This is a genomic window from Herbiconiux moechotypicola, assembly GCF_024979255.1.
In the GTDB taxonomy this organism is placed as follows: Bacteria; Actinomycetota; Actinomycetes; order Actinomycetales; family Microbacteriaceae; genus Herbiconiux; species Herbiconiux moechotypicola.
In genome coordinates, this window is sequence record NZ_JANLCN010000009.1 from 178,570 (window position 1) to 193,244 (window position 14,675).

Consider the following 14,675-nt stretch of genomic DNA (forward strand, 5'->3'; position numbering starts at 1 on the left):
ATCGAGACCGATCGATCCGCGGGTGACCGGCTCCGCGAACGGACACATGCCTTCTTCAGACAGCCCATCCGCCGCCTTCTCCTTCGTCGTCGTGTCGAACCGCCTTCCGGTCGACCGCGTCGTGGGGCCCGACGGGGAGCCGTCGTTCCGCACCTCGCCGGGTGGGCTCGTCACTGCGCTCGAGCCGGTCATGCAGCAGGCCGACGGCGCCTGGATCGGATGGACGGGGCAGGCCGACGACCACGTCGACCCGTTCGAGCACGACGGCATCGAGCTCATCCCGGTCGCACTCTCGCACGACGAGGTGGAGCGCTACTACGAGGGTTTCTCGAACGACACGCTCTGGCCGCTCTACCACGACGTCATCGCGCCGCCGGCCTACCACCGCGAGTGGTGGGAGAGCTACGTGACCGTCAACCAGCGCTTCGCCGACCGCGCGGCCGAGGTGACGGCCGAGGGCGGCACGGTGTGGGTGCAGGACTACCAGCTGCAGCTGGTGCCGAAGATGCTCCGCGAGAAGCGGCCCGACCTCGTCATCGGGTTCTTCAACCACATTCCCTTTCCGGCATACGGCATCTACTCGCAGCTGCCGTGGCGCGCGCAGATCATCGAGGGCCTGCTCGGTGCCGACGTCATCGGTTTCCAGCGCACCGCGGATGCCGGCAACTTCACCCGGGCGGTGCGCCGGCTGACGGGCTATCAGAGCAAGGGTGCCGTCATCGACGTACCCGTCGAGGAGCCCGCCGCGGGCGTCGTCGAGGGGGCCACGCACCGCATCGCCAGGGTGCGTGACGGCAAGCTCGTGCGCACCGTGGTCGCGAAGGCCTTCCCCATCTCGATCGACGCCGAGCGCTACGAGGAGCTCGCGCGCCGACCCGACATCCAAGCCAGGGCGCGGGAGATCCGCGAGGGGCTCGGCGACCCCGCCATCGTCATGCTCGGCGTCGACCGCCTCGACTACACCAAGGGCATCGGCCACCGGCTGAAGGCCTTCGGCGAGCTCGTCGCCGACGGTGAACTCGACGTCGAAGACGTCACGCTGGTGCAGGTGGCGAGCCCCAGCCGGGAGCGGGTGCGCACCTATCAGATGCTCCGCGACGAGATCGAGCTGCAGGTCGGCCGCATCAACGGCGACTACTCCACCATCAGCCACACGGCCATCAGCTACCTGCACCACGGCTACCCCCGCGAGGAGATGGTGGCGCTCTACCTCGCTGCCGACGTCATGCTGGTCACGGCCCTTCGCGACGGCATGAACCTCGTGGCGAAGGAGTACGTGGCCTCGCGCTTCGACAACGACGGCGTTCTCGTGCTCAGTGAGTTCGCGGGTGCTTCCGACGAGCTGCGCACGGCGCTGAGGGTGAACCCGCACGACATCGAGGGCCTCAAGGAGGCCATCATGCAGGCGACGCGCATGCCCAAGGCCGAGCGGGCGAGACGGATGCGCGCCCTCCGCAAGCGGGTGCAGGAGTACGACGTGGCACGCTGGTCGTCGTCGTTCCTCGAGGCGCTCGCCACCCCAGCGGAGTCGCTGCCGCTGCCCAAGGCCGACCAGCCCGACCCCGCCGGAGAAGGCGCATGAGCGCATCCGTGGTTCTCGGCGACGAGCTGCTCGCCGACCTCGCCGCGCTCGCCACCGCACCGCGGGTTCTGGTGGCGCTCGACTTCGACGGCACGCTGGCACCCGAGGTCGACCGTCCCGACGACGCGCGGGCCGTGCCCGAGGCGCACGAGGCCCTTCTCCGGCTCCTCGACGCACCCGAGACTCCGGTGGCCATGATCTCGGGCCGTGCCCTGGCGAGTCTCGAGCACGTCACCCGGCTGCCGGAGGCCGCGCTGCTCGTCGGCTCGCACGGGGTCGAGGTGCGGCACGACGGGACGGTCGAGCTCACGCTCGACGACGACGAGCGGATGCGGCTCGCGCGGCTCCACGACGCGCTCGAGTCGGTCGCGGCCCGCTTCGACGGCGCCTGGGTGGAGACCAAGCCCGCGGGTTTCGCGCTGCACACCCGCCTCGTCGCCCCGGCCGAGGCCGAGCACGCCCAGGTGGCCGCCCGCTCCTCCGCCGCTCCCGAGGAGAACCGCCTCACGGTGCGCAGCGGCAAGAACGTGCTGGAGTTCTCGGTGCGGTCGACCACGAAGGGCGACGCCGTGAGGGCGCTGCGCGAGCGCACGGGGGCCGACGCCGTGCTCTTCGCGGGAGACGACGTCACCGACGAGGACGGCTTCGCGGCCCTGCGCCCCGTCGACCTCGGCATCAAGGTGGGCGCGGGGGCCACCCGCGCCGCACACCGTGTCGCGGGCCCCGCCGAGATGGCCGCAGCCCTCGAGGCGCTGGCCGCGGCCCGGCATCGTACCTGATCCGTACCGGAGCACCCCTCCGGCGGATCTAGACTCGTAACATGCCCGAAATAGACATGAAGCCGCGGAGCCGCACGGTCACCGACGGGATCGAAGCCCTCACCTCGCGCGGAATGCTCCGCGGCGTCGGCATGGGCGACGGCGACTGGGAGAAGCCGCAGATCGGCATCGCCTCGTCGTGGAACGAGATCACCCCCTGCAACCTCTCGCTCGAGCGCCTCGCGCGTGCCTCGAAGGAGGGTGTGCACGCCGGTGGCGGCTACCCGCTCCAGTTCGGCACCATCTCCGTCTCCGACGGCATCTCGATGGGCCACGAGGGCATGCACTTCTCACTCGTGTCGCGCGAGGTCATCGCCGACTCGGTCGAGACCGTCATGATGGCCGAGCGCCTCGACGGCTCGGTGCTGCTTGCGGGCTGCGACAAGTCGCTGCCCGGCATGCTCATGGCCGCCGCCCGGCTCGACCTGGCGAGCGTCTTCCTCTACGCGGGTTCCATCGCTCCCGGCTGGGTCAAGCTCTCCGACGGCACTGAGAAGGACATCACCATCATCGACTCCTTCGAAGCCGTCGGTGCCGTGCGCGCCGGCCGCATGTCGATGGAGGACGCCCACCGCATCGAGTGCGCCTTCGCCCCCGGCGAGGGCTCCTGCGGTGGCATGTACACCGCCAACACCATGGCCAGCGCCGCCGAGGCGATGGGCATGAGCCTGCCCGGCTCGGCCAGCCCCGCCGCGGCCGACCGCCGTCGCGACTACTTCGCGCACCGCTCGGGCGAGGCCGTGGTCAACATGCTGCGCCTCGGCCTCACCGCCCGCGACATCATCACCAAGAAGTCGCTCGAGAACGCGATCGCCGTGGGCATGGCCTTCGGCGGCTCCACCAACCTCGTGCTGCACCTCCTGGCCATCGCCAACGAGGCCGAGGTCGAGCTCACGCTCGCCGACTTCAACAAGATCGGCGACAAGGTGCCGCACATCGGCGACCTCAAGCCCTTCGGCCGCTTCGTCATGAACGACGTCGACCGTCACGGCGGCGTGCCCGCCGTGATGAAGGCTCTCCTCGACGAGGGCCTGCTGCACGGCGACGCCATGACCGTCACCGGCAAGACGGTCGAGGAGAACCTCGCCGAGATGAGCATCGCGCCGCTCGACGGCGAGGTGCTGCGCCCCATCTCCAACCCCATCCACAAGTCGGGTGGCCTCACCATCCTCACCGGGTCGATGGCTCCCGAGGGTGCGGTCGTGAAGTCGGCCGGCTTCGACGCCGACGTGTTCGAGGGCCCCGCGCGGGTGTTCGAGCGCGAGCGCGCCGCCATGGATGCACTCACCGAGGGCCGCATCAGCGCCGGCGACGTCGTGGTCATCCGCTACGAGGGCCCCAAGGGCGGCCCCGGCATGCGCGAGATGCTCGCCATCACGGCGGCCATCAAGGGTGCAGGCCTCGGCAAAGATGTACTACTCTTGACCGACGGCAGATTCTCAGGCGGCACAACCGGCCTGTGCATCGGCCACATAGCACCCGAAGCGGTCGACGCAGGTCCGATCGCCTTCGTGCGCGATGGTGATCTGATTCGGGTCGATATCGCCGCTCGCTCGCTCGACCTACTTGTCGATCCCGCTGAGCTGGAAGCCCGCCGAGAAGGCTGGGCACCTCTTCCTCCCCGCTATACCCGCGGCGTCCTCGCGAAGTACTCCAAGCTCGTGCATTCCGCTGCGGAAGGCGCGATCACCGGCTAGTGCGCCGCTCCCTTTCACCCGCGCTCGAATCCTAGGAAAGAACATGTCCACGGACGCCTTCCCTGTGCCCACCAAGAAAGCGCCGCCCGCCGCGGCCGCGCCCGAGATCCTCACCGGCTCCGGCGCCGTCCTCCGCGCCCTCGAACTGCTCGGCGTCAAAGACGTCTTCGGCTTGCCCGGCGGCGCGATCATCCCGTTCTACGACGAGCTCATGTCGCAGCAGGAGATCCGCCACATCCTCGTGCGCCACGAGCAGGGTGCCGGTCACGCGGCCGAGGGTTACGCGGCCGCGAGCGGCGAGGTCGGTGTGGCCATCGCCACCTCCGGTCCCGGTGCCACCAACCTCGTCACGGCCATCGCCGACGCGTACATGGACTCGGTGCCGCTGCTGGCCATCACCGGCCAGGTGTTCTCGCACCTCATGGGAACGGATGCGTTCCAGGAGGCCGACATCGTGGGCATCACGATGCCCATCACCAAGCACTCCTTCCTCGTCAAAGACGCGGCCGACGTGGCGGCCACCATCGCGGCGGCCTACCAGATCGCCACCTCGGGCCGTCCCGGCCCGGTGCTCGTCGACATCACGAAAGACGCCCAGCAGAACAGCGCACCGTTCATCTGGCCGCCCAAGATCGACCTGCCCGGCTACCGGCCCGTCACGAAGGCGCACGGCAAGCAGATCCAGGCCGCGGCCCAGCTGCTCGCCGAGTCGAAGAAGCCCGTCTTCTACGTGGGCGGCGGGGTCATCCGCGCCGGTGCGACCGACGAGCTCGCCATGCTCGCGGAGGCGACCGGCGTGCCGGTGGTCACCACCCTGATGGCGCGCGGCGCCTTCCCCGACTCGCACCCGCAGAACCTCGGCATGCCGGGCATGCACGGCACGGTCCCCGCGGTTCTCGCCCTCCAGGAGTCCGACCTGCTCATCTCGCTCGGTGCGCGGTTCGACGACCGCGTCACCGGCAAGGCGAGCGAGTTCGCCCCGAACGCGAAGGTCGTGCACGTCGACATCGACCCCGCCGAGATCTCGAAGATCCGCATCGCCGACGTGCCGATCGTCGGCGACGCGAAAGACGTGATCGCCGACCTCATCAAGGCCTACGCCGACGTGGAGGGCAAGCCCCTCGAGCTCGACGAGTGGTGGGCCTACCTCAACGGTCTGCAGAAGAAGTTCCCGCTCGGCTACACCGAGCCCTCCGACGGCCTGATGGCGCCGCAGTACGTCATCTCCCGCATCGGCGAGCTCACCGGCCCCGAGGGCGTCTACGCGGCGGGTGTGGGCCAGCACCAGATGTGGGCGGCGCAGTTCATCAAGTACGAGCGCCCGCACGCCTGGCTCAACTCCGGCGGCGCCGGCACCATGGGCTACGCCGTTCCCGCGGCCATGGGTGCCAAGGTCGCCGAGCCCGACCGCGTGGTGTGGGCGATCGACGGCGACGGATGCTTCCAGATGACCAATCAGGAACTCGCCACCTGCACGATCAACGACATCCCCATCAAGGTCGCGATCATCAACAACTCCTCGCTCGGCATGGTGCGCCAGTGGCAGACGCTGTTCTACGACGGCCGCCACTCCTTCACCGATCTGCACACGGGCCACGAGACCCGCATGGTGCCCGACTTCGTGAAGATGGCGGATGCGTACGGGGCCCTGGGCATCCGGGTCACCAAGGCCGAAGACGTCGATGCGGCCATCAAGCTGGCGCTCGAGACCAACGACCGGCCCGTCGTGATCGACTTCATCGTGTCGGCCGATGCGATGGTGTGGCCGATGGTGCCCCAGGGCGCCTCCAACAGCGACGTGCAGTACGCCCGCGAGCACGCGCCCGAGTGGGACGAGGAGTAGACCCATGAGCACCCATGTCCTGAGCCTCCTCGTCGAGGACAAGCCCGGTCTGCTGACCCGCGTCGCCGGGCTGTTCGCCCGCCGCGGCTTCAACATCGAGTCGCTCGCGGTCGGTGCCTCGGAGATCGACGGCCTCTCGCGCATCACCGTGGTGGTCGACGTCGACGAGCTGCCGCTCGAGCAGGTCACGAAGCAGCTCAACAAGCTGATCAACGTGATCAAGATCGTCGAGCTCGACCCCGCGCAGTCCATCCAGCGCGAGCACCTGCTCATCAAGGTGCGGGTCGACAACACCACCCGCTCGCAGGTGCTCGAGGCCGTCAACCTGTTCCGCGCCCGCGTCGTCGACGTGTCGACGGATGCCCTGGTGATCGAGGTCACCGGCGACTCGGGCAAGACCCAGGCGTTCCTGCGGGTGCTGGAGCCCTACGGCATCAAGGAGATCGCCCAGTCGGGCCTTCTCGCGATCGGCCGGGGCGGCAAGAGCATCACCGAACGCGTCTTCAAGAGCTAGACCTCACAACAACAAGGAGAGAACCACCGTGACCGAGATCTTCTACGACGACAATGCAGACCTGTCGCTGATCCAGTCGAAGAAAGTGGCCGTCATCGGCTACGGCTCGCAGGGCCACGCCCACGCGCTCAACCTCCGCGACTCCGGCGTCGAGGTCGTCGTCGCGCTGAAGGCGGGCTCGAAGTCGATCGCGAAGGCCGAGGAGGCGGGCTTCACCGTGCTCTCGGTCGCCGAGGCCACCTCGTGGGCCGACGTCATCGTCATCCTCGCCCCCGACCAGCACCAGCGCGGCATCTACGCCGACGACATCAAGCCCAACCTCACCGAGGGCAAGGCTCTGCTGTTCGGCCACGGCTTCAACATCCGCTTCGGCTACATCGAGGCTCCCGAGGGCGTCGACGTCATCATGGTCGCCCCCAAGGGCCCCGGCCACACCGTGCGTCGCGAGTACGAGGCCGGCCGTGGCGTGCCCGTCATCGTGGCGGTCGAGAAGGATGCGACCGGCTCGGCCTGGGACCTCGCCTGGAGCTACGCTAAGGGCATCGGCGGCCTCCGCGCCGGCGGCATCAAGACCACCTTCACCGAGGAGACCGAGACCGACCTGTTCGGCGAGCAGGCCGTGCTCTGCGGTGGCGTCTCGCAGCTCGTGCAGTACGGCTTCGAGACCCTCACCGAGGCCGGCTACCAGCCGCAGATCGCCTACTTCGAGGTGCTGCACGAACTGAAGCTCATCGTCGACCTCATGTGGGAGGGCGGCATCGCCAAGCAGCGCTGGTCGGTCTCCGACACCGCCGAGTACGGCGACTACGTGTCGGGCCCCCGCGTGATCGACCCCCACGTCAAGGAGAACATGGCCGCCGTGCTCGCCGACATCCAGTCGGGTGCGTTCGCCAAGCGCTTCATCGACGACCAGGATGCGGGTGCCCCCGAGTTCCTCGCGCTGCGCGAGAAGGGTGCCTCGCACCCGATCGAGGCCACCGGCAAGGAGCTGCGCGCCCTCTTCGCCTGGAAGCAGCAGGACGCGGATTACACCGATGGCAGCGCTGCGCGCTGACCCCCGCGCTCACGACTGATCGATCGGTCACGAACGGCCCTCTCCGCACGTCGGAGAGGGCCGTTCGTGCCTTCTCGGCGCGGGGTAGGGTGAGGTCATGAGCGATCCGCGGGATGACGACGACGAGGCGCTCGGCTGGGCCGGAGACGACGACCCCACGCTGACGCCGGTGGGCGTGCCGGAGCGCGAGACGTCCGCATCCGCATCACCCGCGCCGGCCACGGCGCCGGCCCGCAAGACGGTGCTCGACGAGGCGGAGGAGGCCGAAGACCTCGCCGCCGAGCGCGAGCTCGCCGCCGCGGAGGCAGCGGGCGCGCAGATGAGCTCCTTCGCCCTCATCGGCTTCGGCATCCTCGGCGGCGTGTACCTGCTCTTCACGATCGGCTGGATCATCAGCTTCGGCCGCTACGAGCAGCCGATCGACGTCGACTTCACGGTGCTGAGCCACCGCGTCGCCCTGGCGCTCGCGGTCGCGGCCCCGCCGCTGTGGTTCGTCGTGACCCTGCTCGTCGGTCAGCGCGCCGACATCCGCTACCGCTTCCTCTGGCTCGTCATCGGCATGCTCGTGCTCGTGCCCTGGCCCTTCCTGATGGGAGCGTGAGATGACCACAGCATCCGCATCCGCATCCGCCGCGTCGGCGCCCGCGCCGGCCAAGCGCGGTTTCCGCACCTTCGGCCGCTCGGGCTGGGCGATCGCCGTCGTCGCCGCCTTCTTCTACTCGTACCACCTGTGGGGAGGCATCGCGAACCTGGTCGGGGTCGTCGCGGCGTTCGCCGGGCTCGGAGTCGAACTCTCCGCCGAGATCTGGGCGCTGGTGATCGGCTACGCGGTGGCGCCGCTGGTCGTCTACGTCGCAGCTCTCCTGGTGGGGCGCACCCTGTCGAACCTGGCGCGCATCCTGGTGTTCGCCGTCGGGTTCACGGTGGTCGCCGTCATCTCGCTCGACCTGGTGGCACTCGCGGGCTGACGCCACCGTCTGCCCGGTGCTCCGGGCTGCATTACAGTTGAGGGGTTCCCACCTCGCAGAACCAAAGGATCCGAGCTGTGTCGAAGCCGGTCGTGCTGATCGCCGAAGAACTGTCCCCCGCCACCGTCGACGCCCTCGGGCCCGACTTCGATGTGCGCTCCGTCGACGGCACCGACCGTCCGGCGCTGCTGGCCGCGCTCGCCGAGGCGAATGCGGTGCTCGTCCGCTCGGCCACCAAGGTCGACGCCGAGGCGATCGCCGCCGCACCGAAGCTGCAGGTCGTCGCCCGCGCGGGAGTCGGTCTCGACAACGTCGACATCCCGGCGGCCACCGCGGCCGGCGTCATGGTGGTCAACGCTCCGACCTCGAACATCATCTCGGCCGCCGAGCTCACCGTGGGGCACATCCTGTCGCTGGCCCGTCACATCCCGGCCGCGCACGCCGCCCTCGCCGAGGGGCTGTGGAAGCGCTCGGCCTACACCGGCGTCGAGCTCTACGAGAAGACGGTCGGCATCATCGGCCTCGGCCGCATCGGCGCGCTCATCACCGCCCGCCTGCAGGCGTTCGGTGTGAGCGTCATCGCCTACGACCCCTACGTCACGAGCGCCCGCGCGCAGCAGCTCGGCGTCACCCTGGTCACGCTCGACGAGCTGCTCATGCAGAGCGACTTCATCACCATCCACATGCCGAAGACCCCCGAGACCACGGGCATGATCTCCGACGCGCAGCTCGCGCTCATGAAGCCGAGCGCCTTCGTCGTCAACGTGGCGCGCGGTGGCCTCATCGACGAGGACGCCCTCTACCGCGCCCTCACCGGCGGCGTGATCGCCGGCGCCGGTCTCGACGTGTTCGTCAGCGAGCCGCCGAAGGAGTCGCCGCTGCTGGCCCTGCCCAACGTCGTGGTCACCCCGCACCTCGGGGCGTCGACCGACGAGGCGCAGGAGAAGGCGGGCGTGTCGGTGGCGAAGTCGGTGCGCCTGGCCCTCTCGGGCGAGCTGGTCCCGGATGCGGTCAACGTGGCCGGCGGGGTCATCGACCCCTACGTACGGCCCGGCATCCCGCTCATCGAGAAGCTCGGCCAGGTGTTCTCGGGTCTCGCGGGCAGTCCCGTCACGTCGATCGACGTCGTGGTGCGCGGCGAGCTCGCCGACTACGACGTGAGCGTGCTGAAGCTCGCGGCGCTCAAGGGCGTGTTCACCAACGTCGTGAGCGAGTCGGTGTCCTACGTCAACGCGCCGCTGCTCGCGGAGCAGCGCGGCGTGACGGTGCGGCTCATCACCGACCCCGTGTCGGAGGAGTACCGCAACATCATCTCGCTGCAGGGCGCGCTCAGCGACGGCTCGCAGATCTCGGTCTCGGGCACGCTCGTCGGCACCAAGCAGATCGAGAAGATCGTCGAGATCAACGGCTACGACGTGGAGGTGCCGTTCGCGCAGCACCTCATCGTGATGCTCTACACTGACCGGCCGGGGATCGTCGCGATCTACGGCAAGGAGTTCGGCGAGGCGCAGGTCAACATCGCGGGCATGCAGATCGCCCGGCACGAGGCCGGCGGCAAGGCGCTCAGCGTGCTCACGGTCGACTCCCCGGTGCCCGACGGTCTGCTCGAGACCCTGCGCGCGGCGATCGACGCCGACGTGATGACCGAGATCGACATCACCGAGTAGCCCGGCACCACGGAGCAGGGCCCCGGCGACTAACTAGACTGGCGTCATGCCACGCACTGTCAAGCTCGCACTCATCCCCGGTGACGGAATCGGTCCGGAGGTGGTGGCCGAGGCGGTGAAGGTGCTCGACGCGGCGACCGCCGGTTCGGGCGTCGAGTTCGAGAAGACGCATTTCTCGCTGGGCGCCGCCCGTTACCTCGAGACGGGCGACGTGCTCACCGACGACGACCTCGCGGCCATCGCGGCGCACGACGTCATCCTGCTCGGCGCCGTCGGTGGCGTGCCCGGCGACCCGCGCCTGGCGAACGCCAACATCGAGCGCGGCCTGCTACTGAAGCTGCGGTTCTCGCTCGACCACTACGTCAACCTCCGGCCGACGGTCATCTACCCCGGCGTGCCCTCGCCCCTGGCCTCGCACGGCGAGGTCGACTTCGTGGTCGTACGCGAGGGCACCGAGGGCCCCTACGTGGGCAACGGCGGCGCCATCCGCCAGGGCACCCCGCACGAGGTCGCGAACGAGGTCTCGGTCAACACCGCCTACGGCGTCGAGCGCGTCGTGCGCGACGCCTTCGCCCGGGCCCAGGCCCGCCGCAAGAAACTCACCCTGGTGCACAAGACCAACGTGCTCACCTTCGCGGGCGGGTTGTGGAAGCGCATCGTCGACGAGGTGGGTGCCACCTTCCCAGAAGTGGCCGTCGATTACCTGCATGTCGACGCCGCGACCATCTTCTTGGTCACCGATCCTGCTAGATTCGATGTCATCGTCACGGACAACCTCTTCGGCGACATCCTCACCGACCTGGCCGGCGCAATCAGCGGCGGGATCGGCTTGGCGGCCTCGGGCAACATCAACCCCGACGGCACGTATCCCTCGATGTTCGAACCGGTGCACGGCTCCGCTCCCGACATCGCAGGCCTCGGGAAGGCCGACCCCACGGCGGCCATCCTCTCGGCCGCACTCCTCCTCGAGCACATCGGGCTCCCGGATGAGGCGGGCGCGATCCGCGAGGCCGTCGTCGCCGACATCGCGGGTCGGGGCGGGGCATCCCGCACCACCTCCCAGATCGGCGACGCGATCGTGTCGGCCCTCACCGCGGCCGCCGCTCCCGAACTCACCACGACGCACTAAGAAAGACCGATAATGACCATCGCCTCGACCACGACCTTCCCCCTCCGGTTCGAGCTCACGCCCTCGCAAGCGGCGCGTGACGAGGCGGAGCGCGAGGTCATCCTCTCCGACCCCGGATTCGGCAAGCACTTCACCGACCACATGGTCGAGATCGACTGGACGATCTCCGAGGGCTGGCACGACGCGAAGGTCATCCCCTACGGGCCGCTGCAGCTGGACCCCTCGGCCGCCGTGCTGCACTATGCGCAGGAGATCTTCGAGGGCCTGAAGGCCTACCGTCACGCCGACGGCTCCATCTGGACCTTCCGCCCCGAGAAGAACGCGGAGCGCCTGCAGCGCTCGGCGCGCCGGCTCGCGCTGCCCGAACTGGCCGTCGACGACTTCGTCGAGTCGCTCCGCCAGCTCGTGGCCGTGGACGGGCAGTGGGTGCCCTCCGCTCCCGAGACCAGCCTCTACATCCGCCCGTTCATGATCGCCAACGAGTCGTTCCTCGGGGTGCGCCCCTCGCAGCGGGTGGCCTACTACGTCATCGCGAGCCCCGCCGGCGCCTACTTCACCGGTGGCGTGGCCCCCGTGTCGATCTGGCTCTCCACCGAGTACTCGCGTGCGGGCCGGGGTGGCACGGGCGCGGCCAAGTGCGGCGGCAACTACGCCGCGTCGCTGCTGCCGCAGCAGGAGGCCTACGAGAACGGATGCGCGCAGGTACTCTTCCTTGACGGCGAGACCGGGGAGCACGTCGACGAGCTCGGCGGCATGAACGTGTTCTTCGTGCACGAGGGCGGCACGATCGTGACCCCGCGCCTGTCCGGGTCGATCCTCGAGGGCATCACGCGCGACAGCATCATCCAGCTCGCGAAAGACCGCGGGCTCACGGTGGAGGAGCGCGACGTCACCATCGCGGAGTGGCGCGAGGGCGTCGCATCCGGAGCCATCACCGAGGTGTTCGCCTGCGGCACCGCGGCGGTCATCACCCCCATCTCGGCGCTGAAGTCGCCCGGAGAGGTGATCGGCGACCCGTCGGCCCCTGCGGGTGAGCTCACCATGTCGCTGCGTCAGGAGCTCACCGACATCCAGTACGGCCGCATTCCCGACCGTCACGGCTGGCTCACCCGACTCGACGCCTGAGAGGCCCCTCCCGCATGAAGATCGCACGGTTCAGTCACCACGGCGCCATCAACTTCGGCATCCTCGACGAGGGCGACCTCGTGGTGCTGAACGGCGACCCGATGTTCGCCGGCTACGACACGACGGGGGAGAGGGTGCCGCTGGCCGAGGCCACGCTGCTGGCACCCTCCATCCCGCGGTCGAAGGTGGTGGCGGTGGGAAAGAACTATCGCGACCACGCCGCCGAGATGGGCGGCGAGGCGCCGGCCGAGCCGCTGCTGTTCCTCAAGCCCAACACCTCGGTGATCGGGCCAGGTGACCTCATCGTGCGCCCGCCGCAGTCGAACCGCGTCGACTACGAGGGCGAGCTCGCCGTGGTGATCGGCAGCGTGGCCAAGAACGTGCCTGCGGCCGACGCCGACCGGGTGATCTTCGGGTACACGATCGCGAACGACGTGACGGCTCGCGATCTTCAGGCCTCCGACGGTCAGTGGGCGAGGGCGAAGGGCTTCGACACCTTCTGCCCGCTCGGCCCGGTCATCGAGACCGAGTTCGACCTCACGGCCGCGGCGCTGGAGACCCGGCTCAACGGCTCGCTCGTGCAGAGCGCGCCCCTCACCGACATGATCCACTCCGTGCCCGAGATCATCGCCTACGCCTCCGCGGTCTTCACGCTGCTGCCGGGCGACGTCATCCTCACCGGCACGCCCGCGGGCATCGGCTTCATGGAGTCGGGCGACACGGTCGAGATCGAGGTCTCGGGCATCGGCGTGCTGTCGAACCCGGTCTCCTGAGCCGCGTCACCTGAGCACCGTCTCCCGGGCCGCGACCGCGTAGGCTTCTGTCTCGTGTCAGAGACCACCGCATCCGTACCCCGTCTGCTGCAGAACGACCCGTCGTTCGACGACGTCTGGGACGAGCTGCAGTATCGCGGGCTGGTGCACGTCTCCACCGACGCCGAGGCACTGAAGACGCTGCTCGCCGGGCCGCCGATCACGTTCTACTGCGGGTTCGACCCCACGGCGCCGAGCCTGCATCTCGGCAATCTCGTGCAGATCCTCGTCATGCGCCGCCTGCAGCTGGCCGGCCATCGGCCGCTGGGGCTGGTGGGCGGATCGACGGGGTTGATCGGCGATCCGCGCCCGACGGCCGAGCGCACCCTCAACACCAAGGAGACCGTCGCCGAGTGGGTCGGCTACCTCAGTGGGCAGATCGAGCGCTTCCTGAGCTTCGAGGGCGACAGCGCCGCGCGCATGGTGAACAACCTCGACTGGACGGCGCCCCTGTCGGCCATCGACTTCCTGCGTGACATCGGCAAGTACTTCCGCGTGGGCACCATGCTCAAGAAAGACGCGGTGTCGGCGCGCTTGAACTCGGATGCGGGCATCAGCTACACCGAGTTCAGCTACCAGATCCTGCAGGGCATGGACTTCCTCGAGCTGCACCGCAGCTACGGATGCGTGCTGCAGACGGGCGGCAGCGACCAGTGGGGCAACCTCACCAGCGGCACCGACCTGGTGCACCGTGCGGAGGGGGTGAGCGTGCATGCCATCGGCACCCCGCTCATCACCAACTCCGACGGCACGAAGTTCGGCAAGAGCGAGGGCAACGCGGTGTGGCTCGACCCTGCGCTCACGAGCCCCTACGCGTTCTACCAGTTCTGGCTCAACACCGACGACGCCGACGTGATCGCGCGGCTCAAGATCTTCACCTTCCTCGACCGGGCCGAGATCGAGCGGCTGGAGGGGGCGGTGGCGTCGGAGCCGTTCCGGCGCGAGGCGCAGCGCACCCTCGCCTACGAGGTGACGGCGCTCGTGCACGGCGGGGCGGCGACGGATGCGGCGATCGCCGCGTCGGCCGCGCTGTTCGGGCAAGGCGACCTGTCCGTACTCGACGCCGAGACCCTGGGGTCCGCGGTGGCGGAGTTGCCGGGCTTCGAGGTGACGGGGGAGACCCTGGTGGTCGAGGCTCTGGTGGGGGCGGGGCTCGTGAGCAGTCTGGGCGAGGCCCGTCGCGCCGTGGCGCAGGGCGGGGTCTACCTCAACAACGCGAAGGTCGACGACGACACTGCGGTGATCGGCGACTCGCTCCTGGAGGGTGGATTCGCGGTGCTGCGGCGGGGTAAGAAGACGCTCGCCGGCCTGCGGTCGGGCGCGTGATCTCGGGGGAGTGGGGCGCGACACGCCCGGGCTGCACAGCGACTTGCACGCCCCACCACCCCTGCGTAATGTAGTCCCTCGTCACCCCACAGGTGCGGGAAAGCGGAAGAGCTTCCCGGCCTCACGTCGGTGGCCACACA

Annotated in this window: 13 protein-coding genes; all 13 read left to right on the plus strand. The window is 69.2% G+C overall.

The genetic code is table 11. The features are described from left to right. Nucleotides 1-46 precede the first annotated feature (46 nt). Nucleotides 47-1,582, plus strand: a complete 1,536-nt coding sequence (locus N1031_RS14980) for an alpha,alpha-trehalose-phosphate synthase (UDP-forming) (RefSeq protein WP_259480511.1) — start codon at nt 47-49, stop codon at nt 1,580-1,582. Further along, nucleotides 1,579-2,361, plus strand: coding sequence for a trehalose-phosphatase (gene otsB / locus N1031_RS14985; RefSeq protein ID WP_259480512.1), 783 nt, complete (start codon nt 1,579-1,581; stop codon nt 2,359-2,361). Before N1031_RS14980 ends, otsB begins: the two co-directional genes overlap by 4 nt. A gap of 41 nt (nt 2,362-2,402) precedes the next feature. Continuing rightward, complete coding sequence (ilvD, locus tag N1031_RS14990) at nt 2,403-4,097, plus strand: dihydroxy-acid dehydratase (protein ID WP_259480513.1); 1,695 nt, start codon at nt 2,403-2,405, stop codon at nt 4,095-4,097. 43 nt (nt 4,098-4,140) lie between these two features. Next, nucleotides 4,141-5,940, plus strand: a complete 1,800-nt coding sequence (locus tag N1031_RS14995; protein ID WP_259480514.1) for an acetolactate synthase large subunit — start codon at nt 4,141-4,143, stop codon at nt 5,938-5,940. A 4-nt stretch (nt 5,941-5,944) separates the two neighbouring features. After that, entirely contained in the window at nt 5,945-6,454 is a 510-nt protein-coding gene (gene ilvN / locus N1031_RS15000; RefSeq protein WP_259480515.1) for an acetolactate synthase small subunit, read from the plus strand. A gap of 28 nt (nt 6,455-6,482) precedes the next feature. Further along, nucleotides 6,483-7,508, plus strand: coding sequence for a ketol-acid reductoisomerase (gene ilvC, locus N1031_RS15005; RefSeq protein WP_259480516.1), 1,026 nt, complete (start codon nt 6,483-6,485; stop codon nt 7,506-7,508). 97 nt (nt 7,509-7,605) lie between these two features. Then, nucleotides 7,606-8,109, plus strand: a complete 504-nt coding sequence (locus tag N1031_RS15010) for a DNA polymerase III subunit gamma/tau (RefSeq protein WP_259480517.1) — start codon at nt 7,606-7,608, stop codon at nt 8,107-8,109. A 1-nt stretch (nt 8,110) separates the two neighbouring features. Next, complete coding sequence (locus N1031_RS15015; protein ID WP_259480518.1) at nt 8,111-8,476, plus strand: hypothetical protein; 366 nt, start codon at nt 8,111-8,113, stop codon at nt 8,474-8,476. Nucleotides 8,477-8,553: 77 nt separating this feature from the next. Then, nucleotides 8,554-10,143: a phosphoglycerate dehydrogenase gene (gene serA, locus N1031_RS15020; RefSeq protein WP_259480519.1), complete on the plus strand. Its 1,590-nt coding sequence runs from the start codon at nt 8,554-8,556 to the stop codon at nt 10,141-10,143. Between the two features lie 46 nt (nt 10,144-10,189). Next, nucleotides 10,190-11,272, plus strand: coding sequence for a 3-isopropylmalate dehydrogenase (locus N1031_RS15025; RefSeq protein ID WP_259480520.1), 1,083 nt, complete (start codon nt 10,190-10,192; stop codon nt 11,270-11,272). Between the two features lie 12 nt (nt 11,273-11,284). Continuing rightward, the gene (locus N1031_RS15030; RefSeq protein ID WP_259480521.1) at nt 11,285-12,397 is read left to right on the plus strand and encodes a branched-chain amino acid aminotransferase; all 1,113 of its coding nucleotides are present in this window, start codon (nt 11,285-11,287) and stop codon (nt 12,395-12,397) included. A 14-nt stretch (nt 12,398-12,411) separates the two neighbouring features. Further along, nucleotides 12,412-13,170 (plus strand): fumarylacetoacetate hydrolase family protein, encoded by a 759-nt coding sequence (locus N1031_RS15035; RefSeq protein WP_259480522.1) that lies wholly within the window; start codon nt 12,412-12,414, stop codon nt 13,168-13,170. A gap of 54 nt (nt 13,171-13,224) precedes the next feature. Further along, nucleotides 13,225-14,535: a tyrosine--tRNA ligase gene (tyrS, locus tag N1031_RS15040; protein ID WP_259480523.1), complete on the plus strand. Its 1,311-nt coding sequence runs from the start codon at nt 13,225-13,227 to the stop codon at nt 14,533-14,535. Nucleotides 14,536-14,675 lie beyond the last annotated feature (140 nt).

Coding starts and splice junctions, on each gene's coding strand:
- N1031_RS14980 (WP_259480511.1), top strand. CDS start 47: ATGCCTTCTTCAGACAGCCCATCCGCCGCCTTCTCCTTCGTCGTCGTG.
- otsB (WP_259480512.1), top strand. CDS start 1,579: ATGAGCGCATCCGTGGTTCTCGGCGACGAGCTGCTCGCCGACCTCGCC.
- ilvD (WP_259480513.1), top strand. CDS start 2,403: ATGCCCGAAATAGACATGAAGCCGCGGAGCCGCACGGTCACCGACGGG.
- N1031_RS14995 (WP_259480514.1), top strand. CDS start 4,141: ATGTCCACGGACGCCTTCCCTGTGCCCACCAAGAAAGCGCCGCCCGCC.
- ilvN (WP_259480515.1), top strand. CDS start 5,945: ATGAGCACCCATGTCCTGAGCCTCCTCGTCGAGGACAAGCCCGGTCTG.
- N1031_RS15010 (WP_259480517.1), top strand. CDS start 7,606: ATGAGCGATCCGCGGGATGACGACGACGAGGCGCTCGGCTGGGCCGGA.
- N1031_RS15015 (WP_259480518.1), top strand. CDS start 8,111: ATGACCACAGCATCCGCATCCGCATCCGCCGCGTCGGCGCCCGCGCCG.
- N1031_RS15025 (WP_259480520.1), top strand. CDS start 10,190: ATGCCACGCACTGTCAAGCTCGCACTCATCCCCGGTGACGGAATCGGT.
- N1031_RS15030 (WP_259480521.1), top strand. CDS start 11,285: ATGACCATCGCCTCGACCACGACCTTCCCCCTCCGGTTCGAGCTCACG.
- N1031_RS15035 (WP_259480522.1), top strand. CDS start 12,412: ATGAAGATCGCACGGTTCAGTCACCACGGCGCCATCAACTTCGGCATC.